We start from the raw sequence: 24,531 nt of genomic DNA, 5'->3' as shown, positions 1-24,531 counted from the left end.
CCTTGATTATGAATTTATTTGGTAAATCCGCTAAAATAGCTTCGGTTATGCTGCTGCTGGCCTTTGGTGCTAACGCGCAGCAAAACACGGCTGTAATACGCGCCGGGCAAAATAAAACGGTTATCAGCAAATATATTTACAGCCATTTTGCCGAGCATTTGGGCCGTTGCATTTATGGCGGATTTTATGTGGGCGATACTTCAAAGATACCAAACACCGCAGGTGTACGTAATGATATTGTTGCCGCGCTTAAAAAGATGAAAATTCCATCGTTGCGCTGGCCGGGCGGTTGCTTTGCCGATACTTACCACTGGAAAGACGGTATCGGCCCTAAGGATAAGCGCCCATCCATCGTTAATAAATGGTGGGGTGGTGTTACAGAGGATAATAGCTTTGGTACGCACGATTTTTTAAATATGTGTGAACTGTTAAATACCGACCCATACCTGGCAGGTAACATTGGCAGCGGCACCGTGCAGGAACTGGCCGACTGGGTACAATATGTAAGTTCGGACAATAAGAATCCTATGTCGAACCTGCGCCGAGAGAACGGGCGCGACAAGCCATGGGATGTACGCTTTTGGGGGGTAGGTAACGAAGCCTGGGGCTGCGGCGGTAACATGACACCGGAATATTACGCCAACGAGTTTAAGAAATATGCCACCTTCATGACCGGTGATAAACTATTCCGTATTGCGTCGGGTGCTAATTCTGCCGATTACCATTGGACAGAAACGCTGATGAAAATCATCCCCTCACACCTGGTGGAAGGCGTTGCATTGCACCACTACTCGGTTATCGACTGGAATAAAAAAGGCCCGGCGGTAAAATATACTGAAGACCAGTATTTCCGCACCATGAAAAGCGCGCTGTTTATGGAAGAGCTGGTAACCAAGCACTCGGCTATTATGGATAAATACGATCCGCAGAAAAAAATAGCGCTGGTGGTTGATGAATGGGGCGGCTGGTACGATGTGGAAGAAGGTACCAACCCGGGATTCCTGTTTCAACAAAATACCATGCGCGACGCGCTTATTGCCGGTGTAACGCTGAACATATTTAACAACCATGCCGATAGGGTGCGTATGGCCAATCTGGCGCAAGCAATCAACGTATTGCAGGCTGTTATTTTAACTGATAAGGAAAAAATGATACTTACGCCAACCTACCACGTGCTCGAAATGTACAACGTTCATCAGGATGCGACCCTGTTGCCGGTTGAATTAACTACCAAGGACTACGTTTTCGGTAACGAAAAACTTCCGGCGGTATCGGTATCTGCATCGGCTGATAAGGCAGGCGTGACACACATCACCCTTACCAATATCGACCCAAAGAATGCACAGGAAATAGAGATTACACTGGACACTTCGGCTTATAAAAACTTAACAGGCCGTATTTTAACCTCAAAAACATTGCAGGATTATAACAGCTTTAGTACGCCTGATAAGTTGAAATCTGTGGCATTTAAGGAAGCATCACTTAAAGGTGGTAAATTAAAGGTTAAACTGCCGCCGATATCCGTAGTCGTATTAGAGCTTAAGAAATAAGTTTTGTTTGAACAAAGTATAACGTTTTGATGATAAAAATTAAATCAGGTAAAATGGCAATGGCACTTGGTGCCATGTGCTTATCAACGGCGGCTTTTACCCAAACCAATGCCGTTTATACCATTGATCCTACGCAGTTAAAGGCAACGGTACAGCCTACTATGTATGGCGTATTTTTCGAAGATATTAACATGGGTGCCGACGGCGGTTTGTATGCCGAACTGGTAAAAAACCGGTCCTTCGAGTTTGACCGCAATTTAATGGGTTGGACGATTACAGGTGATAGTACTGCCGTAAAAGTGATTGACCGTAAAGCCGAACGCCCGGATAATCCGCATTATATTAATGTAGCCGCGTCAGCGCAGGGTATTACGCTGCAAAATGAGGGGTATCGCGGCATGGGCATACGCAAAGGCGAAGGTTATTACTTTTCGATAATAGCCCGGCAGCCTGCCGGTAGTAACGTTAAATTACAGTTACAACTGCGTGATGAAAACGGCAAAGTTATCGGTACGGCATCATTACAGCCAAAATCTGCTGTGTGGAAAAAGTTTAAAGTGAGCATTCCGGCATCAGCGCAGGCTGCTAAAGGTAGCTTGGCAGTTACTGTGCAGGGTAAGGGAACGATTGATCTGGATATGATATCTTTGTTCCCGCAGCGTACCTGGAAAAACCGTGAGAACGGCCTGCGTGCCGACCTGGTACAAATGCTCGCCGATATGAAACCCGGCTTTATCCGCTTCCCCGGCGGATGTATTGTTGAAGGCCGTTACCTGGTAAACCGTTATCAGTGGAAAAAAACCATCGGCGATGTTGACAAGCGCGAAACTATTATCAACCGCTGGAATACTGAGTTCAAACACCGCTCAACGCCTGATTATTTCCAGTCGTTTGGTTTAGGGTTTATGGAGTATTTTATGCTGGCCGAAGATATTGGCGCGGAGCCTTTACCGATACTGAACTGCGGTATGGCCTGCCAGTTTAACAGCGGCGAACTGGTTCCGGTTGATCAGATTGACCCTTACGTGCAGGACGCACTCGACCTGATCGAGTTTGCCAATGGCGATGCCAGCACCAAATGGGGTAAGCTGCGTATCAGCCTGGGTCACCCGGCAAAATTCAACCTTAAAATGCTGGGGGTTGGTAACGAGAACTGGGGCCCAAACTATGTTGAACGCTGGACACTTTTCCGCGATGCTATCAAGAAGAAATATCCGCAGGTAAAAATTGTAACCAGCACCGGCACTGATCCTGATGGTGCAAGGTTTGATACCCTGAATACGGCCTTCCGTAAACTTCACGCTGATATTTTGGACGAGCACTATTACCGCCCGCCGCAATGGTTCAGGGATAATGCGAGGCGTTATGACAGTTACGACCGTAACGGCCCTAAAATATTCGCGGGCGAATATGCCGCGCATGTACCGGGCGTTGATGATGCTTTAAAAAAGAATAACCTGGAGGCCGCATTGGCTGAAGCAGCCTTCATGACCGGCCTCGAGCGTAATGCCGATGTGGTAAACATGGCGTCGTACGCGCCATTATTTGCCCATGTGGATGCCTGGCAGTGGGCGCCCGATCTGATCTGGTTTGATAACCTGAAGCATTACGGTACGCCAAACTATTACGTACAAAAGTTATACTCACTAAATAAAGGTACAAACGTGGTGCCGATGCTGCTTAATGGCCAGCCCATAGCGGGGCAGGCTGGTATATACGCCAACGCCGCCATCAACAGTAAAACAGGTGAGTTGCTGATAAAGCTGGTGAATGTATCCGGTAATAATCAAAATGCCGATCTGAATATTAAGGATCTGGCGAAATATCAGCAAACAGCACGGATTACCACACTTAAGAGCGCTAAACCTGATGCGGTTAATTCATTAGCCGAGCCGCAGTTTGTCTCACCGATTGATAGCCAGGTAAGTATATTAGGAGCTAAACTTACAATAGCTGCCGAGCCATACTCATTCAAAGTAATTAAATTAAAACTTAAATAAACATTTGCCCCCCTCAATGCAGGTAAATCTTAAAAAGTACTGATGGACAGAAGATCGTTATTGAAAACAGGACTGACCGGCTTATCGGCGCTGTACCTTTCTAAATCAAAAGCTGGCGGTTTGCTAAATTTAGCCGGTGATGTTAAAGGGCCTTTTCAACCTACGTGGGCTTCGCTCGCAAATTACGAGGTGCCCGACTGGTTTCGCGATGCCAAATTTGGCATATGGGCACACTGGGGCCCGCAATGCCAGCCTGAACATGGCGATTGGTATGCCCGCGGCATGTATGAAGAAGGCAGCGATCAGTATAAATTTCATTGCGAAAAATATGGTCATCCATCCAAATTTGGTTTCAAAGATGTAATAAACGAGTGGAAAGCCGAGCGCTGGAATCCTGAAGAAACAGTAGAGCTATACAAAAATGCCGGAGCTAAGTATTTCATGGCGCTTGCCAATCACCATGACAACCTTGACCTGTTTAACAGCAAACACCAGCGCTGGAATTCAACTAAGGTAGGCCCTAAAAAAGATATATTAAAGGGTTGGGCTGCTGCCGCAAAAAGGCAAGGCCTGCCGTTTGGTGTTAGCGTACACTCCGCGCATGCCTGGCGTTGGTATGAAAGTTCGCAACTATCAGATAAGAGCGGCCCATATGCAGGTGTGCCTTATGATGGAAAGTTAACTAAGACCGATGGCAAAGGCAAGTGGTGGGATGGTTTAGATCCGCAGGAGCTTTACGCGCAAAATCACCCCTTAAGCAAAGATAGCCAGAACTCTGGCGCCATACATGGGCAATGGGGTTGGGAAAATGGAGCCTATCCGCCAACGAAGGCTTATTGCGATAATTTTTATAACCGGATGATCGACCTGATAGATCATTATGATCCGGAACTAATGTATTTTGATGATACCGCGTTGCCGCTATGGCCTGTAAGTGATGTTGGTCTGAAGGTAACCGCTTACTTATACAACAAGAGCATCAAAAAATATGGTAAAAACAGGGCGGCTGTGTTTGGTAAGATACTGGACGAACAACAGCGCAAATGCATGATATGGGATATCGAGCGCGGGCAAAGCAATAAGATCGAATCGTTCCCGTGGCAAACCGATACCTGTATTGGCCAGTGGCATTATGACAGGCGGGTGTATAACGATAATGGTTACAAAACGCCAAAAACAGTTGTGCATACCCTGGTTGATGTAGTAAGCAAGAACGGGAACTTTTTGCTAAACGTTCCACTGAGGGGTGATGGCAGCATGGATGAGAAAGAGCGCGCGGTAGTTGACGGCATTACCGCCTGGATGAAGGTGAACAGCGAATGTATTTACGGAACGCGCCCTTGGAAAGTATACGGCGAAGGGCCTGCCATGGCATCGGCCGCGCCGCTTAGCGCACAGGGCTTTAACGAAGGTAAAAATAAACCTTATACCGCTGAGGATATGCGTTTTACTACAAAAGGAGATGTAGTTTACGCAACATTGCTGGATTGGCCTGCAAATAATAAAAGCATCATTAAAGTAATGGGCAATGCGGGTAAAATTACCAACGTGCAACTGCTGGGCAGTAACGCCAAGCTAGCCTTTCAGCAAAGTGCGGATGGGCTTAGCGTTGATATGCCTGCCGAAAGGCCATGCAATGATGCGTATGTTTTAAAAATAACCGGCGCTGTTTAATAAGGATATAAATTAATGAATATCAAATTTTTAAAGGTATCTGTATTGGTGGCTTTGGCCTTTGGGCAGCTAATGGTATTTGGTCAATCTGCTAAAAAAGATAACATGCCCGATACGTTGGCACGTAACCCTATAATCAAAAATAAATTTACGGCCGACCCTGCCGCTTTTGTTTATAAGGACAGCGTTTACCTGTACACCGGGCACGATGAGCCGCCAACCGGCAAGGATTATTATTACATGAGCGAGTGGCTTTGCTACTCGTCGGCTGATATGGTGAACTGGAAAGAGCATCCATCGCCATTAAACGTAAAGGCCTTTAAATGGGCCAAGGCTGATGCCTGGGCGTCGCAGGTAATTGAGCGCAACGGTAAATTTTACTGGTATGTAGCCGTTGAACATGGAACCGTTAACGGGAAAGCCATTGGCGTTGCGGTTGCTGATAAACCCACCGGTCCGTTCAGGGATGCACGCGGATCAGCGCTGATTACTAATGACATGACCAAGCAGACCGGCATCACCTGGGATGATATTGACCCATCGGTAATTATTGATGACGACGGGCAGGCTTACCTGTTTTGGGGTAATACGGCTTGTTATTATGCCAAGCTTAAACCCAACATGACCGAGCTCGACGGGCCGATAAAAGCGATAACCGGCTTACCTAACTTTACCGAAGCGCCATGGATACATAAGCGTAAGGGCTGGTATTACCTGTCTTATGCCTATCAGTTCCCCGAGAAAATTGCCTATGCCATGAGTAAAAATATTAACGGCCCCTGGGTATTTAAGGGAATTATCAACGAGGTGGCGGGTAACTCCAACACCAATCACCAGTCGATAATTGATTTTAAAGATAAATCGTATTTTATTTATCACAACGGGGCTTTACCAACCAATGGCGGCAGCTACAGGCGGTCGGTTTGTATTGATTACTTGTATTACAATGCCGACGGAACTATAAAGAAAATTCAGATGAGCACGCAGGGGATTAAACCTGCAAAATAATTTTCGTAATGAAGGTATTGAGCGGGCTGGTGATGGCAGCGGTTGTTTTGGGGATAAGTTTAACTGGCGTAAAGGCACAGCAAGTGCAGCAGTTCCGCGTATCGCAGGTGCGCCTGCTGCCGGGGCCTTTCAGGTCAGCCCAGCAAACTGATCTTAATTATATTCTGGAACTGGATGCCGACCGTTTGTTAGCGCCTTATTTGCGTGAGGCGGGACTAACGCCGGAAGCTAAAAGCTACGGTAACTGGGAAAACACCGGGCTGGACGGGCATATTGGCGGGCATTACCTTTCGGCTTTGGCTTATATGTACGCCTCAACCGGCGATAAGCGCATAAAGGACCGGTTGGATTACATGGTGGCACAACTTGCCCTGTGCCAGCAAAAGGACGGCGATGGCTACATTGGCGGGGTTCCGGGTGGTAAGACCATGTGGAAGCAGGTGGGTTTGGGCGATATCCAGGCAGACAACTTTTCGCTTAACAGGCATTGGGTACCGCTGTACAACATCCATAAAACATTTGCCGGGTTGATAGATGCTTACCAGGTTGGCGGTAATCAGCAAGCCAAAACGGTATTGCTAAAATATTCCGATTGGGCATACCGTCTCACCTCAAAACTTAGTGACGCGCAGATACAACGTATGCTAACCAGCGAACACGGCGGCATGAATGAGGTATTTGCCGATATAGCTGCTATAAGCGGAGATAAAAAGTATCTGGAACTGGCGAGGAAGTTCTCGCACAAAAAAATATTGAACCCGCTGCTGCACCGCCGCGATTCGCTCACCGGTATACATGCCAATACGCAAATACCCAAAGTTATTGGCTACATGCGCGTTGCTGAACTAGCGCATGATACCGCTTGGGCCAATGCGGCCGATTATTTTTGGCACGATGTGGTAGAACACCGAACAATATCTATTGGCGGCAACAGCGTAAGCGAGCACTTTAACCCTGTAAATGATTTTTCGGGAATGGTGGAAACCCGAGAGGGACCCGAAACCTGTAATTCCTATAATATGCTTAAGCTTACCGGCCATTTGTTTATGGCTAAGCCGAAGGCAGCGTATATGGATTATTACGAGCGGACATTATACAACCATATCCTGTCATCGCAAAACCCTAACGGTGGTTTTGTGTATTTTACGCCGATAAGGCCGCAGCATTACCGGGTATACTCAAGTCCGCAGCAAAGTTTTTGGTGTTGCGTAGGCAGCGGACTTGAAAATCATGGTCGCTATGGCGAACATATTTATGCACACACGGCGAAGGATGTTTTTGTAAACCTGTTTATTCCGTCAACATTAAATTGGGCAGAAAAGGGTGTGAAACTGGAGCAGCAAACCCAACTGCCTTACAACGATGAATCAATCATCAAGCTTACAGTAAAACAGCCGCAAACCTTTGCATTGCATCTTCGCTATCCGGCCTGGGTAAAGGACGGCGCTATGCAGGTTTGGGTGAATAATATACCAGTTAAGGTTGTTAAAGATGCTAACACTTATGTAGCCATCAGCCGTAAATGGAAAACGGGCGATATTGTTAAAGTTAAGTTACCGATGCAAACCAAGGTTGAGGCCTTGCCCGATGGCTCTGACTGGGTATCGTTTATACATGGGCCGGTTGTACTTGCCGCAGCTACCGATACTGCCGACCAGAAAGGGTTATTTGCTGATGATAGCCGAATGGGGCATGTGGCCGGTGGGCCGCTTCGTCCGCTTAATGATGCCCCGCTGATTGTTGTTGAAAAGACAGAACTGCCATCTGTTGTACAAACCGTGGATAACAATAAAATGATATTCAAGCTCAACGCCATTGATCAGCCTAAATATCAAAACCTGAAGCTGGTACCCTTTTATACGCTGTATAACAGCCGTTATATGCTGTATTGGCCGTATACCAGCAAAGCAGGTTTAGCCGCTATGAAGGATAGCATGCGCAGGGTGGAAGAAGCCAAACTGAAACTGGATGCCATTACGGTTGACAGGATAACCGCCGGTGAACAGCAGCCCGAAAACGACCATGCTTACAAAGGCGAAAACACCTGGACAGGAACTTATAAAGACAAGCATTTCCGCACGGCACGGGATTGGTTTACCTACACGCTTAAAAATCCGTCAAACTCGGCTCAAACCTTATTAGTTACTTATCGTAAGGCTGATAACCGAGCTTTTGATGTTTACTTGGATGGCACAAAACTGTCGCCTGTAAGGTTAAGTAATGTTGATGGCAAAGGCTTTTACACAGCCGAATTTGATGTGCCTGCATCAGCAAAGCAAAAACAAAATATGGAGCTTACATTCCGGGCGCAGCAAGGTTCACAAACTGAAGATGTTTTTGAAATACGGCTCATTAAATAAACTGACAAACCACTGGGTTGGCGTTTTAGCTGTAGCTATTCTGCTCTTAATCGGGCTTAAGGCGAGCGCGCAGATAGGGCGTAAAGATATCTCCGTGCATGATCCGGTGATCATCAGGCAGGATAGTACGTATTACATCTTCTGCACGGGTAATGGTATTTCGGTTTGGTCGTCAATTGATATGCTGAACTGGAAGCGAGAAAAGCCTGTTTTTGCCCAAGCGCCCAAATGGGCGGTCGACTCGATACCCGGCTTTAAGGGTTACATCTGGGCGCCGGATATTTCATTTCATAACGGAACTTATTACCTGTATTATTCTGTTTCGGTGTTTGGAAAAAATACGTCAGCCATAGGGATGGCTACCAATAAAACGCTTAATCCCGAAAGTCCCGATTTTAAGTGGGTGGATCATGGCCTTGTTATTCAATCTCGTCCCGGTAAAACCAACTGGAACGCCATCGACCCAAACCTGATCGCGGATGAAAAGGGCGTGCCTTACCTGGTGTTTGGTTCATTTTGGGGCGGTATTAAAATGTTGAAGTTGAACACCGACAGGTTAAGTTTTGCAGAGGATATAGATCATTTACGAACCATAGCCAGCAGGAAGACAACCGGCGAGCGGGAAGCCAACGCCATTGAAGCGCCATTCATTTTTAAGAAGGATGAATATTATTACCTATTTGCTTCAATAGATTATTGCTGTAAAGGCCCGGCGAGTAATTATAAAATGATCGTGGGCCGGTCAAAAAATATAAAGGGTCCTTATCTGGACGGGCAGGGTATTGACCTAAAACACGGCGGCGGAACTGCGGTATTGCAGCCGGACAGCAATTGGTATGGCGCAGGGCATAATGCGGTAGCTACTTTTAACGGAAACGATTACCTGGTGTTTCATGGTTACGATGCGCACGATAACGGCAGGCCCAAGCTGCGCATCCTGAAACTGACCTGGAAAAACGGATGGCCCAATGTGTATGATTAAGTATTTTTACTGTTACAATACAGCAAATTTGAGTTCATGTTTGGCCCAAATTAACCTTTTGTTACAGGATATTGACTGAATTGCAACCGGTTGTTTGATATGTGCTTAAAAATAGTAGTTTTGACATTTATTCCTTTTATTGTACTTTTAAATCCATCCATTTAAACCGGTCATTATAACCCTTGACTAAAAAAATGAAAATTGAAAATCAACCCTCATCATCCCGAAGAGATATGATCAAAAAAGTGGCGGCTACTTCCGCAGCGGCTTTTGTTGGCCAAAGTTTATTTAACCGCGTATCAGCTGCAGAGGCCCTACTGAGCGATGATATGAAAGGCCGTATCAACCATTCGGTATGCCGCTGGTGCTACGGCGATATTTCGCTTGATGACCTGTGCAAGGCAGCCAAAGCAATGGGCATCAAATCAATAGACCTTACAGGCCCGGAAGAATGGCCTACTTTAAAGAAATACGGCTTGGTTTGCGCACTTACCCAGGGTGCCGGTAAAGGCATTGGCGAAGGTTTCAACAATCCTAAGCTGCATGATGAGCTGGTTAAAAGCTATGAAGAGGTGATTCCGAAAGTAGCAGCTGCCGGTTTCAAGCAAATCATTTGTTTTTCGGGCAACCGTAATGGCATGGATGATGCCGAAGGACTGAAAAACTGCGCCGTTGGCCTTAAACGCCTGATGCCGATAGCGGAGAAGCATAACGTGGTAATGGTGATGGAACTGCTTAACAGCAAGGTTGACCATCATGATTATATGTGCGATCATACCAAATGGGGTGCTGCGCTATGTGATGCTGTTGGTTCAGAATATTTCAAGTTGTTGTACGATATCTATCACATGCAAATTATGGATGGAGACGTGATCGCTACTATCCGTAAGTACAATAAATATTTTTCGCATTACCATACCGGCGGTGTACCCGGCCGTAACGAGATTGACGAAACCCAGGAACTATATTATCCGGCTATTATGAAAGCTATTGTTGATACCGGCTTTAAAGGCTACGTAGCGCAGGAGTTCATCCCGAAAAAGAAAGATAAGCTGGCCTCGCTTAAACAAGGTGTTCAAATTTGTGATGTTTAATTTAGGCTAACTGCTATTTACAATAAACAAGGTATATGTTTAAATCTGTTTACCACAAAGTATTATCATTAGTACTGATAACCGGCTGTATATCGGCCGTTTTTTATGCCTGTAAAACGGTATCTCCGCAAAAATCTGGTTCTAACAAAACGCCGCGCATACTGGTGTTTAGCAAAACCAAAGGCTGGTATCATACTTCAATACCGAAAGGTATTGCCGCTTTGCAACAGTTAGGCAAGGCTAACGGGATGATAGTTGATACCACTAAAAACGCCAGCTATTTTGTTGACGATAGCCTAAAGAACTACAGCGCAGTAATCTTCCTGAGCACAACCATGAACGTGCTTAATGCCGATCAGCAGGTGGCTTTTGAGCGTTACATTGAGGCAGGCGGCGGTTATGTAGGTATACATGCCGCGGCTGATACCGAGTACGATTGGCCCTGGTATAATAAACTGGTAGGCGCTTATTTCAGCAGCCACCCTAATAACCCAAATGTACGTACGGCAACTGTTGATGTTATTGACACTACCCATATTTCAACCAAAGGCTTGCCAAAGCGTTGGGAACGTACCGACGAGTGGTACAACTATAAAAGCATTCAGTCTGATTTAAAGGTGTTGGCTACTTTGGATGAAGATAGTTATGAGGGCGGTACCAATGGCGCCGAACACCCGATAGCCTGGTATCATGATTACGATGGTGGCCGTGCTTTTTACACCGGCGGCGGCCATACGGATGAAAGCTATAGCGAACCTTTGTTTTTGCAGCACTTGTTAGGCGGTATTAAATATGCCGTGGGTAATAATGCCCCGCTTGATTACACCAAAGCGTATGCAGAGAAAAAACCGGAAGATAACCGCTTTACCAAAACCGTTCTGTCAAACGATTTGAACGAGCCGATGGAACTTGCGGTAGCGCCTGATGGCCGTGTGTTTTTTATCGAGCGCGCCGGTAATTTCTATGTGTATACCCCATCAGATGGTAAAACAACGCTGGTATACAAATTTCCGGTTAAGGCGGTAGATGAATATCTGAACGGCTTGCTGGGCATGACCATTGACCCGGATTTCGCTACCAACAACTTCCTGTACTTCTTTAACACCGCGCAAGCGGATGGCAAAACCAAGCAACATATTTCACGCTTCGCCATCAGCAAGGATAACGTGCTCGATTTGAAATCAGAGAAAGTATTGATAGAGATACCGATCGAGCTCGAAGTAAGTGCCCACACCGGTGGTTCATTGGCCTGGGACAGGAACAAAAACCTGTTCATTTCAACAGGTGATAATACTGTTCCTTTCGAGTCTGAAGGTTACGCGCCAATTGATAAGCGCCCTAACCGAGTAACTTTTGATGCGGAACGTTCGGCGGGTAATACTAATGACTTGCGCGGAAAAATTTTGCGTATACACCCCGAAGCGGATGGTACTTACACTATTCCCGAAGGAAACCTGTTTAAAAAGGGTACACCAAACACCCGCCCCGAAATTTATGTAATGGGCTGCCGTAACCCGTACCGTATGTCGGTTGATACCGCTACATCATTTGTTTACTGGGGTGAGGTTGGCCCTGATGCCGGTAACGATGGTAAGCAAGGCCCTCGCGGTTATGATGAATTTAACCAGGCCCGCAAACCAGGCAACTATGGCTGGCCATACTTTGTTGGCGACAGCAAACCGTATAAGGATTACGATTTCGCGACCAAAGTGATAGGTAACAACTTTGATCCGAAAGCGCCTAAAAACACATCGCCATATAATACAGGTTTAAAAGACCTGCCGCCTACTACAAGCGCGATGGTGTGGTATCCTTACGCTGCTTATGATGAATTTCCGATGCTGGGCCAGGGTGGGCGCTGCGCTATGGGCGGTCCTGTTTTTCACTTCGATCCTAAAATTCAATCGGCCAATAAATTGCCTGAGTATTTTGACAAGGGCTGGTTTGTGTACGATTGGATGCGTAACTGGGTGTTTGTTATCCGTATGGATGAAAACCACAACTTTAAACGCATGGAGCGCTTTATGGAAACCAACGGCGATTTCCGTCGCCCGGTTGATATGGAGATAGGTCCGGATGGTTCAATATACATGCTGGAGTATGGATCAGTTTACGGTATCGATAATGTGGATGCTCGTTTAGTACGTATTGATTACAATGGAGGTAACCGTGCGCCGTTCGCCAAGATCGATACGAAAGATACCATCGGTATTGCGCCATATAAAGTAGCCTTCAATCAAAAAAGCTTTGATTATGACGAGGACGACAAGTTGAGTTATGAGTGGCGTTTTGACGGTGACAAAGTGGGCTCTACCGAGTTAAACCCAACTTACACCTTCACCAAAAACGGTACTTATAATGTAACACTTAAAGTAACTGATCAGGCAGGTAAAAGCAGTATGGATACCGCTAAGATTATTGTGGGTAACACCACGCCGCAGGTAGCCATCACTACCGATAAGAATGGTACCTTCTTCACTCCGCAAACGCAAACCATTAAATATAAGGTTGATGTTAAGGATAATGAGGATAAAACCATCGATCCTAAACAGGTGCGTGTGGTGTTGAATTATATTGCCAAGGTACAAAGCAACAAAGCGTTAATTGGTCACCAGGCGCTTACGCCGACTTATAACTACGGCAAAGAGCTGATTGCAAATAGCGATTGTAAAGCCTGTCATCAGGTGGATGCTAAATCAGTAGGCCCGTCTTTTGTTGAAGTAGCCAAACGTTATGCTAACGACAAAGGCGCTGTTGACAAATTGGCCGATAAGATCATCAAAGGTGGTGGCGGTGTTTGGGGTGAACACTCTATGGCGGCTCACCCTCAACTGTCAAAACCTAACGCGCAGGAAATTGTGAAATACATCCTGACGCTGAATAACCGTAAAGAGGATGTAATACTTCCTGCTCAGGGCAGCATAACCTTTGATCAGCATCTTAAGAATGCCGATGAAGGCCGTTACATCCTATCAGCAGCTTATACTGATAAGGGCGCAACAAATGCCCCTAAGTTGACCGGCGGTAAAAGCCTGATCTTTAGGCCGGCGAAGGTTTATGCCGGTGAAGCCGATGTGCATTACAACATGAGTATTCAGGGAAAAAAGATTGGCGAAGTAGGTAACAAGGCGTTCTTTGTATTGAAAGATGTTGATTTGAAAGGTATTGGCCAATTAACCTATCGCTACGCTTCGTTAAATAGGGCAGGGGTGATTGAAGTACACGTTGGATCGCCCAAAGGGCAACTGATCAGCACGCTCAACTTTACACCTACCGGCGAATGGAATAAGTATATAGAGCAAAGCACCCCGGTAAGCGATCCGGGTGGCCGTAACGATCTGTACTTTGTATTCATTAAAAAGGATAAGCCAAACCAACACCTCATCAGTGTGGATTGGATAAACTTTGGCAGTAAGTAATTTCTGTCGGGTGATATAAAAGCAAAGGCCTGAGTTAAACAACTCAGGCCTTTTTTGTGGAACTAATACAAAGCTTATTTGCTCTTATTTTCCATCGGGATAAATTCATTTATCACCGCCTGACGTATCAGTTTTGGCGGCAGCAATCCCTGCGACAAAATAAAATCGTGGAAACGCAACGCCTTGAATTTATTACCCAATGCTTTCTCGGTATCCTTGCGTAATTGTATCATTTTGGTGAAGCCATAAAAATAGCTGTTAGCCTGGCCGGGGGCACGGTTGGTATAGCGTTCCACTTCCTGCTGTGCAAACGCGTGTGATTGTACCACATCCTTCATCAATACATTCAATGCCTGCTCCTGGGTGATCTTGCCAGCTTGCAGTTCCGGATCGAGGAAGGCGTGGGCGGCGCGCAACAGGCGGTAATCCAGCGATACCAGTTGCCCTTCCAGCGGCATGTAAGGTTTTGTGATGTATTCAGCATACAAGCCCCAGCCCTCGGCGTTGGTAGAGTTAAAAGCATAGAGTGACCGTGCGGTTGAAACCCCTTCTTCAACCATCTTATCAAACTGCAATTCATGGCCGGGGCGCGCCTCGTGGGCCACTAACGTCCATGATGCGGCTTCGAAGGTAAAGTCATCATATTTGTCGGCTTTCTCGCCCGGTTTGGGCGGCATGTTAAGCGGCAGTACAAATACCCCACGCTGGCCGGTATTATTTAAAAACGGCGGCGGCTGCATGTACGGTGCAGGGCGTTGAGCGGTTTCGGCCTCTGTAGCCAGGCGGATAATGGCCGGGCGGTTAGGCAGCGTAACCAGTTGCTCCTTGCGGATGATATCTTCCACACCTGCAAGCGTGCGTTTATACAAGGGCATTATCGAATCACCGTGTACCTGTGCCTTTTTTAGTTCGCGCATCACATCGCGGTAATCAGTGGATGGCAGGTTGCGCTCCTTAGCGATTTGCACGGCAATCTCCTTCATCTGGTTTTGGATATCCGTAAAGGCGGTGTGCGCCAGTTTAGCAACCTCGGCGGGGGGGATATCTATACCATAACCCTCCAATTCCATGGCATATTCCTCCGCAGGTAAGCGGAAATCGGTGCGCGCTTTGGGTAGTATGGTAGCCCTGGTCCATTCGTCAAAAGCTAACAGTTGCTTTTTAAGCAGGTTGTAAGGTTCTTCCCAGCCCTTTAGTTCGTACTTTTTGCACAGCTCGGCAATACCCTCAACCACACTCGCGTTGCGCGACAGATCGGTTTCCATACGTTGTTTTGATGGGTAGATCATGTTTGGCTTTGCCATTTGTCGTTGGGCACGCTCCTTCAAAATATCAACCAGCGGGCGGTAGCCTTTCGCTAAACCTGCATACTTGCGTAAACGCGACACGGCGGCGGCATGTCGCGAGGCCTCGGTTTGCTCGTCAAGCAGCGCTTCCAAGCCACCATAAACCGAGGTAGTCGGGTTATAGAAAGGCACCTTGCGGCCACGATCAAAATCCTGCTGACGGAAGCCCAGTTTAAGGTGATCTATCAGGATTTGCAGATCCTGCTGCACATGTATCTCTTTTTCGGTTTGCAGGGCTTTTGTGTAGGCATTCACCAGCGCCTCCTCTTCCTTACGCTCGGCAAGGTCATTAGCCAGGGTGGGCACAGCAACCAGCGTATCATACTGCGCCAGCCCCTGAGACGAGCCATACTCCGGTGAATACTTTTTATCCAGCTCGATCAGCATCTGCGTGTACTTGTCGGATGTTTTTACCCAGTTTTTATTGTGCTGGGCTTGTACCGCGGCAGGCAGCAGCGAAACAGCCAGCGCGGCAGTAAATAGGTGTGAAAGTTTTATCATGAATGAGTTTTTATCAGTTAATGTTAAGATGGCGATTTACAAGATAAGTTACAAAAAGAAAAAGCCACCGTTAGGTGGCTTTTGTATGTTATATATAAATTTTATGTGTCATTTCGCACGAGGTACGAGGAGAAATCTGTCCGCTTATTTATGAACGCAGACAGATTCCTCTCTACCGTTCGGAATGACAAGAAGTTATTTAGTTTAACTCCCCCTTCAGGGGGCTGGGGGGCTTACACATTAAATCTAAAGTGCATAATATCACCGTCCTCAACAATATAAGTTTTGCCCTCAACGGATAATTTACCAGCTTCTTTGCAGGCGGCTTCTGAGCCGTAGTGTACAAAATCCTTATACTTAATTACCTCGGCGCGAATAAAGCCTTTTTCAAAGTCGGTGTGGATAACACCTGCGGCTTGCGGGGCGGTAAAGCCTTGGGTAATGGTCCATGCGCGTACTTCCTGCACACCGGCGGTAAAGTAGGTAGCCAGGTTAAGCAGTTTGTAAGCCGCTTTTATCAGCTTGTTAACGCCCGATTCGGCAAGACCAAGATCTTCCAAAAACATCTCACGTTCTTCGTAAGTTTCCAGTTGAGCGATCTCCGATTCTATCTGTGCCGATATGATCAGCACCTCGGCGTTCTCTTCCTTTACTGCTTCGCGTACGGCTTCAACGTAAGCATTGCCGGTATTTACTTCGGCTTCGCCAACATTACAAACATACATTACCGGTTTGGCGGTAAGCAGCCATATATCAGCGATGTGTTCCTTATCATCTTCTTCAACAGGCGCGGTACGTGCCGATTTGCCCGAAAGCAGGTGGTTTTTGTAGGTGGTTAACACCTCGAAAGCCTTTTTGGCTTCCTTATCGTTACCTACTTTGGCGGCCTTTTCTATCTTTTGGATCTTTTTCTCTATCGAGTCAAGGTCCTTTAATTGCAATTCGGTATCAATAATTTCCTTATCACGGATCGGGTCAACCGAGCCGTCAACGTGAATTACGTTATCGTTATCAAAGCAACGCAATACGTGGATGATAGCATTGGTAGCACGGATGTTGGCTAAAAACTGGTTGCCCAAACCTTCGCCCTTGCTTGCACCTTTTACCAGGCCCGCAATATCAACAATCTCGATAACGTTAGGCACTACGTTTTTTGGATTTACCAGTTCGGTAAGCTTGGTAAGGCGCTCATCCGGAACGGTAATTACACCCACATTGGGCTCAATAGTACAAAACGGAAAGTTGGCAGCCTGCGCCTTCGCGTTTGATAAGCAATTAAAAAGTGTTGACTTGCCCACATTCGGCAAACCTACTATACCACATTGTAAACCCATTTGTTTCTAACAGTCCATAGTCGATAGCCGATGGTCCATAGCCTGGTTAAGTTGCTTTTTGCCATCGACAATGGTCTATGGGCTATGGACTTGAAAACGCCGCAAAGATAACACAAAAAAATTCCTGTATTTTGAAAAAATAAACGACTTTTGCCAGCGGAAAATCAGGTTATAAAAATGTAAAAAGAGGGGCTTATGGAAGAAATGGTTGAACAGGTAGAATTAATACTGGAGCAGGAAGATGATGCGGCGCTACAGGAGTACCTGAACAACCTGAATATATCAGATGTTGAACAGCTGATAGACGAGCTTCCGGAGCATGGCCCCAAATTTATCGAAATTCTCTCTGTAAACCGTGCGGTAAACGTTTTCAGGATACTGGACTTTCGCAAACAGGAGCGTATAATCAAAAAAATTTCAGGAGGTAAGGTAGCCGAGATTATTAACGGCTTGCCGCCGGATGACCGTACAGCACTTTTCAGTGAGCTGCATGGCGATGCCGTAGCCAAGCTGATATTGCACCTGCCGCCGGCCGATCGCCGGGAAGCGTTATCCCTTTTGGGTTATGAGGAGGACAGTGTTGGCCGTTTGATGACGCCCGATTATATTGCCGTAAAAAAAAACTGGGATGTTAACCGTGTGCTTTCGCACATCCGCCGCTTTGGTAAAAACTCCGAAACCATTGATGTGATTTATGTGGTTGATGATAACCGCGTACTGCTGGATGATATACGTATCCGCGAGATATTACTTGTAAAACCCGAAACCAGCGTGAGCGACCTGATGGACGGCCGCCTGATTGCCCTGCGTGCCAGTGATCCGCAGGAAGAAGCCATTAATACCTTCAGAATGAATAACCGTGTGGCGCTGCCCGTGGTTGATGATGATAATGTGCTGCTGGGTATTGTAACGGTGGACGATATCCTTTGGATAGCCAACGAAGAATATACCGAGGATATTCAAAAAATTGGTGGTACCGAAGCCTTGGATGAACCTTACTTGGATGTTTCGCTTTTTACACTAGTAAAAAAACGTGTGGGCTGGCTGGTAATATTGTTTTTAGGGGAGATGCTTACCGCTACCGCGATGGGCTTTTTTGAAAAGGAAATAGAAAAAGCCGTGGTGCTGGCCCTGTTTATTCCGCTGATTATATCCAGTGGTGGTAATAGCGGCTCGCAGGCTTCAACGCTGATTATACAGGCTATGGCACTGGGTGAGGTTACGCTGAGCGATTGGTGGCGGGTTATGCGTCGCGAACTCATGGCCGGGCTGATGCTTGGTTTGGTGTTGGGCTGTATCGGCTTTTTAAGAATCTACGCGTGGTCTTTATTCTCGGATATATATGGCCCGCACTGGTTTTTAGTGGGGCTAACCGTAGGTATTACGTTGATAGGGGTGGTGTTATGGGGGTCATTAAGTGGCTCTATGCTACCTATTCTGCTTAAACGCCTGGGTGCCGACCCTGCCACATCGTCCGCGCCGTTTGTGGCTACACTGGTAGATGTTACCGGCTTGGTGATCTACTTTTCAATAGCGGTAATGCTGCTGCGGGGTATAATGCTTTAAAGACTTTACTCAACCTTCTTTTTCTCGATACGCTTGCGCATACGGCTTAGCGATGGATTGGTTATGCCCAGGTATGATGATATATGATAAGCGGGTATACGTTCAATTATCTGCGGATGCTCTTCAAGCAGCCTAAGGTAACGCTGCTCATGCGAGAAGAAGATGAATTCTTCAGTTCTTGTTTGCGCCATCGCAAAGAATGATTCAGCTAGTAACCTGCCGAATTTACTCCAGTTGGGGTGGGTGTCATAAAGCGTATTAAGGTCTGTATGCGATATAAAATAGATCTCCGAGTCTTCCATCGCTTCTATATAATACCAGCAGGTAGTTTGTGATATAAAGCTCCGGAACGAAACCACAAACTGGTTCTCTGAAAAGAAAAAGATGTTTTTCTCCTCATTGCTTTCCGGGTTACGGTAGTATATACGAAAGATACCCTTAACCACCAGCCCCAGGTCTTTACAAACCATGCGCTGCATATTAAAATAGTCACCTTTGGCAATCTTTTTCGCCTTCCATAAGTGCCTGCTATCGGCAATGTCCTGTTCGGTCAGCGGGGCAAATTTTTGCAGTTGCTGAAAAACAGTATCGTTTTTATCGTTCATGTTTACCGTGTTTGGTTAGGGATGAATGCTTGCAAAGTTGTGCACTAAAAATAGATTGGCTTTTAACTTAAGTTAATCAACGCAGGTGCAAAGTTAAGCAGGTAATTTTTTTTCGTTGAATGTAACTGCAATTGCAATGTCAGCTTTTATGCGTATTTTAACTTAAGTGAAAAACGGGTAATGTGATAAGGCGGATTTTTGAACCAACATAAACATTTAAGAATCATGACAGCAAGTACACAACCTAACACAACAGTAGCAGGAGGCGCTGTTGCAACTTCGACATCATTGCGTAACCTTTATTTTACACGTGCCTCATTCTCAATAGTGTGGGTTATTTTGATGGCCGTAGTTGGCAAAGCCCGAACGGACATAGCTGAAATTCTACTCATAATTTACCCCGCCTGGGACGTTGTGGGTACTTTTTTAGATATGCGCGCCAACCACGGCAGTTCGCCAAAAACAACACAATATGTAAATGCGGCAATTAGCACCATAACTACCATTGCCGTAATATTCGCCCTGCAAAAAGGCGTGCCCGAAACCTTAATAGTATTTGGCACCTGGGCAATAGGTACTGGATTGATCCAGCTTGTACTAGGCATCCGCCGCAAAAAATATTTAACCGGCCAATGGCCCATGATCATCAGCGGGGCACAATCTACCCTGGCCGGTACCTCGTTCATCCTGTTGGCACACGATCCAACCAAAGGCATTACCAGCCTGGCAGGTTATGCCGCCTTTGGTGCTTTTTACTACCTGTTGGCAGCATTCAGGCTGAACAAAACGGCTAAAAGTGAAGCTGCGTAATTATAGGTGAGTTATATGATATTAAAAAAGCCCCGCTATTGCGGGGCTTGGTATGAGTTTATTTTAACAAGGGTTGTTTAAATCTCGAATGAAAAATCTTCGTCGGCTTTGGCGGTTTCGTTGAACTCGTAACGCTTTTCGTTAACTTCCTGGTTGGCTTTAATGTAGTCTACCGTATCTTTCAGTCCTTCAGCAAATTTTTCGAAATCCTCTTTATATAAAAATATCTTGTGTTTTATAAATGCACCGTCTTCCAGGCGTTTTTTGCTCTCGGTTATGGTGATATAATAGTCGTTTGACCGGGTTGCTTTAACGTCAAAAAAATAAGTTCTTTTCCCTGCTCTTACCTTCTTTGAAAAAACCTCCTCACGCTCTCTGTTTTCAAAATCTCCCATGTTAAGTAATTGTTGTTTTTAGAATTGACTGGCATAAATATAAAGAAAAATTCAATTAGCAACTATTTTCATAATAATATTGTTAATTATTTCAAACTTTTGCCATCAACTTTTGTATGGGTTTAGCCTGGTCAGGCATTTTCTTCTTCGAGTAATTGCTTTTCGTACAAAGCAAAGTAGGCGCCTTTCTTATCCATTAACGTATGGTGATTTCCTTGTTCTATAATGCGGCCTTCATCAAGCACTAATATATGGTCGGCATTTTTTATGGTTGAAATGCGGTGCGCTATAATGATGCTGGTTTTGCCCTGCATCACTTTCCCGAGGTTATTCAATATCTCTTCCTCGGTACGGGTGTCAACAGCCGAAAGGCAATCATCAAACACCATGATCTGCGGATGTTTCAGTATGGCGCGGGCGATGGACACGCGCTGCTTTTGCCCGCCGGATAGGGTGATGCCCCGTTCGCCTATCATGGTGTCAAAGCCCTGTTCAAGCTCAATAATGTTGTTGTATACAGCGGCATCTTTAGCTGCCTGCTCAACCCTTGGCATATCCATTACATCAATAGCAAAGGCTATGTTACGGGCAATGGTATCTGAAAACAGGAAGATGGATTGCGGTACAAATCCGGTTTGCGAGCGGTAGGTGTCCAGATCGAGCTTATTTATCGGCGTACCGTCAATCAATACTTCGCCTCCGGTAGCATCATACATGCGCATCAGCAGGTTAGCAATGGTTGATTTGCCCGAACCCGTACGCCCGATAATTGCCAGCATTTGCCCCGGTTTTATACTGAACGATACCTCATTGAGCGCTTTAATGCCTGTTTCGGGATAGGTGAAGGATACCTTATTGAATTCAATATGCCCTTTAACTGTAGTTTTGATGCCGTTTACGGAAATGATCTCCGGTTGCTCGTGCAAAAACTCGTTAATGCGCTTTTGCGAAGCTGCGGCTCGTTGTATTAATGACGTTACCCAACCCAACGCCATTACAGGGAACATTAATTGACTGAGGTAAACAATAAACTCCGCTATATTACCGGGCGTGATGTTACCGTTCATCACCTCAACGCCGCCAACATACAACACAATAACATTGCTTAAACCAACCAATAAAAGCATCAGCGGAAAAAACAGGGCCTGCACACGCGCCAGCTCCATGGAGTGGATTTTATAATCCTCGCTCTCTGCGGCAAAGCTTTTGCGTATAAAGGCTTCGCGAACGTATGATTTTACTACGCGGATGCCCGAAAAGGTCTCCTGCACAAAACCCGAAAGAGATGATAAACGTTCCTGAATCTTCTCGCTCCGGGTGTTAATGATGTTATTTACATAATAGATGATGCCCGCCAGTATGGGCATAGGCAGCACCGAATAAATAGCCAGCTTAACGTTCACCGTAAGCATGGCGTATATCACCAAAATAAACAACACCACTGTATTCACGGTATACATAATGCCCGGGCCCAGGTACATGCGCACACGGCTTACATCTTCGGTTACGCGGTTCATCAGGTCGCCGGTGTTGTGGCGGCGGTAAAATGCCATTGATAATGCCTGATAGTGGCTGTATATCTCGTTCTTCAGATCGTACTCAATATGCCGCGACATGAGGATGATGGTTTGCCGCATAAAAAACAAGAACATGCCCCTGATAAGGGCAAGCGCCAACACCAGCAAACCAAACAGCAGCAGGCTCGATCCGAAAATATCATAGATTACCTGCTGGCGGTTAAAGCCGTCATAAAGTCGGTAAAGATCGATGTTCTCGGCAACCAGGTCAAACGCAACGCGGATAACCTGCGCCGGCAGTACACCAAAAATATTGGATGCCACGACGAAAAGTATACCCGGCAATAAACGCCATCGGTATTTAATAAAGAATTTATTAAGGTAAGCCAGGTGTTTCATAAGCCGAGGGCGTAAAGATAAATAAAATGCGGCGGCATGGGCGGCACTAAACCGTCAGCTTTTTGTACAGATATGCGTGTTTAAAAAACAGCTTTGCCGGTATTAAAAAAACACCTACTTTTGCGCCGTGCAATATTTAGTAATATTTATTGTTCATAAGTACAAAACAAGCTCAACCCAAAGATCGTTCTTACACAATGTTAAACAGAAGGCACTTACGCGTAAAGGTATTACAGGCGCTATACGGATACCACCAATCAAGCAACCGCGACATTAAACTCCACCAAAAAGGTCTTTTAAAGAGTGTAGATTCCGTGTACGAGATGTACATCTGGATGCTTTCGCTTATTCAGGAAGTGGTTGGCTATGCTGCTAACGATGCTGAAGAGCGTGCCAACAAGCACCTGCCTACGGCCGAAGATCTGAACCCAAATCTTAAAATTCTTGAAAACCGTTTTATAGCCTCATTGGCTGTTAATAAAGAATATGTTGCCGCGGTAAAAAAATATAAGATCGACTGGACGTTTGATCCGGAGCTTTTCAAATCGTTATTTAATACGCTTAGAGCAGCGCCGGAGTACAAGGAATACCTTGACCGTACCGAGGATAGCCTGCACAGCGACAAGGATATAATTAAGTTCATCTTTAAAAAGGTGATATTAAAATCATCGCTTGCCGAACAGGTGTTTGAGGATAAATTTATCAACTGGCCGGTTGACCGCGATGTGTTACAGGCGTTGATCGCTAAAACCTTCAAAAACTTCTCGAACGATAATTACGAGCTGAATAAGCTGGCCGAAGTTACTGTTAACTGGGAAGAGGACAGGGAGTTTATTATTGACCTGTTTGATCAATGTATCCGTCATGACGAGGAATATCAGGAGCTTATTGCTGTAAAAACTCAGAACTGGGAGCCTGACCGTATCGCCATGATGGACACTTTGCTGATGAAAATGGCTTTGACGGAATTCCTGAATTTTTCATCGGTACCGGTTAAAGTTACCATTAACGAGTATCTGGAAATTTCAAAGGAATTCAGTACACCAAAAAGTAACTCGTTCATCAACGGCATCTTAGATAAGATTTTGGCTGAATTGAAGGCCGGCAACAAGATCAAAAAAGCAGGTAGAGGATTGATTGAATAAATGGTAATATTGAATTGCTGTTAACCAACATTATAAAAATGAAAAAAGTATTTTTTACCCTGGCTGTCTCTGCTATCATTTTGACAGCTTGTAATCAGCGTAATTCATCTAATACGGAAAGTATTGATACCAATAGCAATAGCGCTGCCATAACGGAGGTTGACTCAGCTAATGCGCCGGTTGCTAAGTTTGAAAACGAAACGCATGATTTTGGTAAAATAAAACAAGGCGAAAAAGTAAATTTTGAGTACAAGTTTACCAATACGGGCAAATCTCCGTTGGTAATTACCAATGCAACTGCAAGCTGCGGCTGTACGGTGCCTGAGTGGCCAAAAACACCGGTTAAACCGGGAGAGAGCGCAGCTATTAAGGTTACGTTTGACAGCGCCAACAAATCAGGCTTGCAGGATAAGCTGATAACCGTTACCGCTAACACAGTGCCCGCGCAAACCGTAGTACACCTGGTGGGCGAAGTGGTAGCCAAGTAATAAACCGCATATTAATTTAAACATTTAAATACAAAACTATGGGTAATCCGCAACAACTCATTATGATGGGCCTCATCATATTGGTGTTCTACTTTTTTATGATACGTCCGCAGATCAAAAAACAAAAAGACCAGAAAAAATTTGTTGAAGACCTTAAAAAAGGAGACAAAATAGTTACAACGGCAGGCATACACGGCCGTATAATTGAATTGGCTGATACTACCATACTTATTGAAGTTGAGGGTGGCACCAAAATCCGTTTTGATAAAACCTCTATCTCGCTTGATGCCTCAAAGGCGCTTAACGCACCGGTAGCAACAAAATCATAAAATAAGTTG

The 24,531-nt window shown here is 45.7% G+C and carries 18 protein-coding genes; 13 read left to right on the top strand and 5 right to left on the bottom strand.

Annotation, left to right across the window (positions count from 1 at the left end):
* Positions 1–8 precede the first annotated feature (8 nt).
* From ABD960_RS13200 to ABD960_RS13165, 8 genes are all read left to right on the top strand, one after another.
* The gene (locus tag ABD960_RS13200) at positions 9–1,550 is read left to right on the top strand and encodes an alpha-N-arabinofuranosidase (protein ID WP_345331628.1); all 1,542 of its coding nucleotides are present in this window, start codon (positions 9–11) and stop codon (positions 1,548–1,550) included.
* Positions 1,551–1,579: 29 nt separating this feature from the next.
* The gene (locus tag ABD960_RS13195) at positions 1,580–3,550 is read left to right on the top strand and encodes an alpha-L-arabinofuranosidase C-terminal domain-containing protein (protein WP_345331627.1); all 1,971 of its coding nucleotides are present in this window, start codon (positions 1,580–1,582) and stop codon (positions 3,548–3,550) included.
* Between the two features lie 42 nt (positions 3,551–3,592).
* Positions 3,593–5,224: an alpha-L-fucosidase gene (locus ABD960_RS13190; RefSeq protein ID WP_345331626.1), complete on the top strand. Its 1,632-nt coding sequence runs from the start codon at positions 3,593–3,595 to the stop codon at positions 5,222–5,224.
* A gap of 15 nt (positions 5,225–5,239) precedes the next feature.
* Entirely contained in the window at positions 5,240–6,232 is a 993-nt protein-coding gene (locus ABD960_RS13185) for a glycoside hydrolase family 43 protein (protein WP_345331625.1), read from the top strand.
* Positions 6,233–6,240: 8 nt separating this feature from the next.
* On the top strand, positions 6,241–8,592 hold the full coding sequence (locus tag ABD960_RS13180) for a beta-L-arabinofuranosidase domain-containing protein (RefSeq protein WP_345331624.1): 2,352 nt from the start codon (positions 6,241–6,243) through the stop codon (positions 8,590–8,592).
* Positions 8,564–9,574, top strand: coding sequence for an arabinan endo-1,5-alpha-L-arabinosidase (locus ABD960_RS13175; RefSeq protein WP_345331623.1), 1,011 nt, complete (start codon positions 8,564–8,566; stop codon positions 9,572–9,574). The genes ABD960_RS13180 and ABD960_RS13175 overlap by 29 nt, the downstream gene beginning before the upstream one ends.
* A gap of 194 nt (positions 9,575–9,768) precedes the next feature.
* The gene (locus tag ABD960_RS13170; RefSeq protein ID WP_345331622.1) at positions 9,769–10,668 is read left to right on the top strand and encodes a hydroxypyruvate isomerase family protein; all 900 of its coding nucleotides are present in this window, start codon (positions 9,769–9,771) and stop codon (positions 10,666–10,668) included.
* A 35-nt stretch (positions 10,669–10,703) separates the two neighbouring features.
* Positions 10,704–14,087, top strand: a complete 3,384-nt coding sequence (locus ABD960_RS13165; protein ID WP_345331621.1) for a ThuA domain-containing protein — start codon at positions 10,704–10,706, stop codon at positions 14,085–14,087.
* A gap of 74 nt (positions 14,088–14,161) precedes the next feature.
* Here ABD960_RS13165 and ABD960_RS13160 read toward each other — a convergent pair whose 3' ends face one another.
* Together ABD960_RS13160 and ychF are read right to left on the bottom strand one after the other, a co-directional pair.
* On the bottom strand, positions 14,162–15,934 hold the full coding sequence (locus ABD960_RS13160; RefSeq protein ID WP_345331620.1) for a DUF885 domain-containing protein: 1,773 nt from the start codon (positions 15,932–15,934) through the stop codon (positions 14,162–14,164).
* 233 nt (positions 15,935–16,167) lie between these two features.
* Positions 16,168–17,268 carry a redox-regulated ATPase YchF gene (ychF, locus tag ABD960_RS13155; protein ID WP_345331619.1) on the bottom strand — a complete coding sequence of 367 codons (1,101 nt, stop codon included), beginning with the start codon at positions 17,266–17,268 and terminating at the stop codon, positions 16,168–16,170.
* Between the two features lie 195 nt (positions 17,269–17,463).
* Between ychF and mgtE the strand changes: the two genes are divergently transcribed.
* Positions 17,464–18,834: a magnesium transporter gene (gene mgtE / locus ABD960_RS13150; protein ID WP_345331618.1), complete on the top strand. Its 1,371-nt coding sequence runs from the start codon at positions 17,464–17,466 to the stop codon at positions 18,832–18,834.
* Positions 18,835–18,839: 5 nt separating this feature from the next.
* Here mgtE and ABD960_RS13145 read toward each other — a convergent pair whose 3' ends face one another.
* Positions 18,840–19,439, bottom strand: coding sequence for a Crp/Fnr family transcriptional regulator (locus ABD960_RS13145; RefSeq protein ID WP_345331617.1), 600 nt, complete (start codon positions 19,437–19,439; stop codon positions 18,840–18,842).
* Between the two features lie 225 nt (positions 19,440–19,664).
* Here ABD960_RS13145 and ABD960_RS13140 point away from each other — a divergent pair, with 225 nt between their 5' ends.
* Positions 19,665–20,249: a hypothetical protein gene (locus tag ABD960_RS13140; RefSeq protein WP_345331616.1), complete on the top strand. Its 585-nt coding sequence runs from the start codon at positions 19,665–19,667 to the stop codon at positions 20,247–20,249.
* Positions 20,250–20,326: 77 nt separating this feature from the next.
* Here the strand turns inward: ABD960_RS13140 and ABD960_RS13135 are convergent, their stop codons facing one another.
* A complete protein-coding gene (locus tag ABD960_RS13135) occupies positions 20,327–20,644 on the bottom strand; it encodes a DUF3276 family protein (RefSeq protein ID WP_345331615.1) in 318 nt (105 codons plus the stop codon).
* A gap of 131 nt (positions 20,645–20,775) precedes the next feature.
* Positions 20,776–22,560: an ABC transporter ATP-binding protein gene (locus ABD960_RS13130; protein ID WP_345331614.1), complete on the bottom strand. Its 1,785-nt coding sequence runs from the start codon at positions 22,558–22,560 to the stop codon at positions 20,776–20,778.
* Between the two features lie 197 nt (positions 22,561–22,757).
* Between ABD960_RS13130 and nusB the strand changes: the two genes are divergently transcribed.
* Genes nusB through yajC form a run of 3 tightly spaced genes read left to right on the top strand, consistent with a single transcriptional unit; the run spans position 22,758 to position 24,522 of the window.
* Positions 22,758–23,705: a transcription antitermination factor NusB gene (gene nusB, locus ABD960_RS13125; RefSeq protein ID WP_345331613.1), complete on the top strand. Its 948-nt coding sequence runs from the start codon at positions 22,758–22,760 to the stop codon at positions 23,703–23,705.
* A gap of 38 nt (positions 23,706–23,743) precedes the next feature.
* A complete protein-coding gene (locus ABD960_RS13120) occupies positions 23,744–24,193 on the top strand; it encodes a DUF1573 domain-containing protein (protein WP_345331612.1) in 450 nt (149 codons plus the stop codon).
* Between the two features lie 38 nt (positions 24,194–24,231).
* Positions 24,232–24,522, top strand: coding sequence for a preprotein translocase subunit YajC (yajC, locus tag ABD960_RS13115; protein WP_345331611.1), 291 nt, complete (start codon positions 24,232–24,234; stop codon positions 24,520–24,522).
* The last annotated feature ends 9 nt before the right edge of the window (positions 24,523–24,531 follow it).

Origin of the sequence: Mucilaginibacter defluvii (genome assembly GCF_039543225.1) — a bacterium.
GTDB classification, from domain to species: Bacteria; Bacteroidota; Bacteroidia; order Sphingobacteriales; family Sphingobacteriaceae; genus Mucilaginibacter; species Mucilaginibacter defluvii.
Note: the sequence above shows the minus strand (reverse complement) of the source record. Positions and strands in the feature narration are given on the sequence as shown.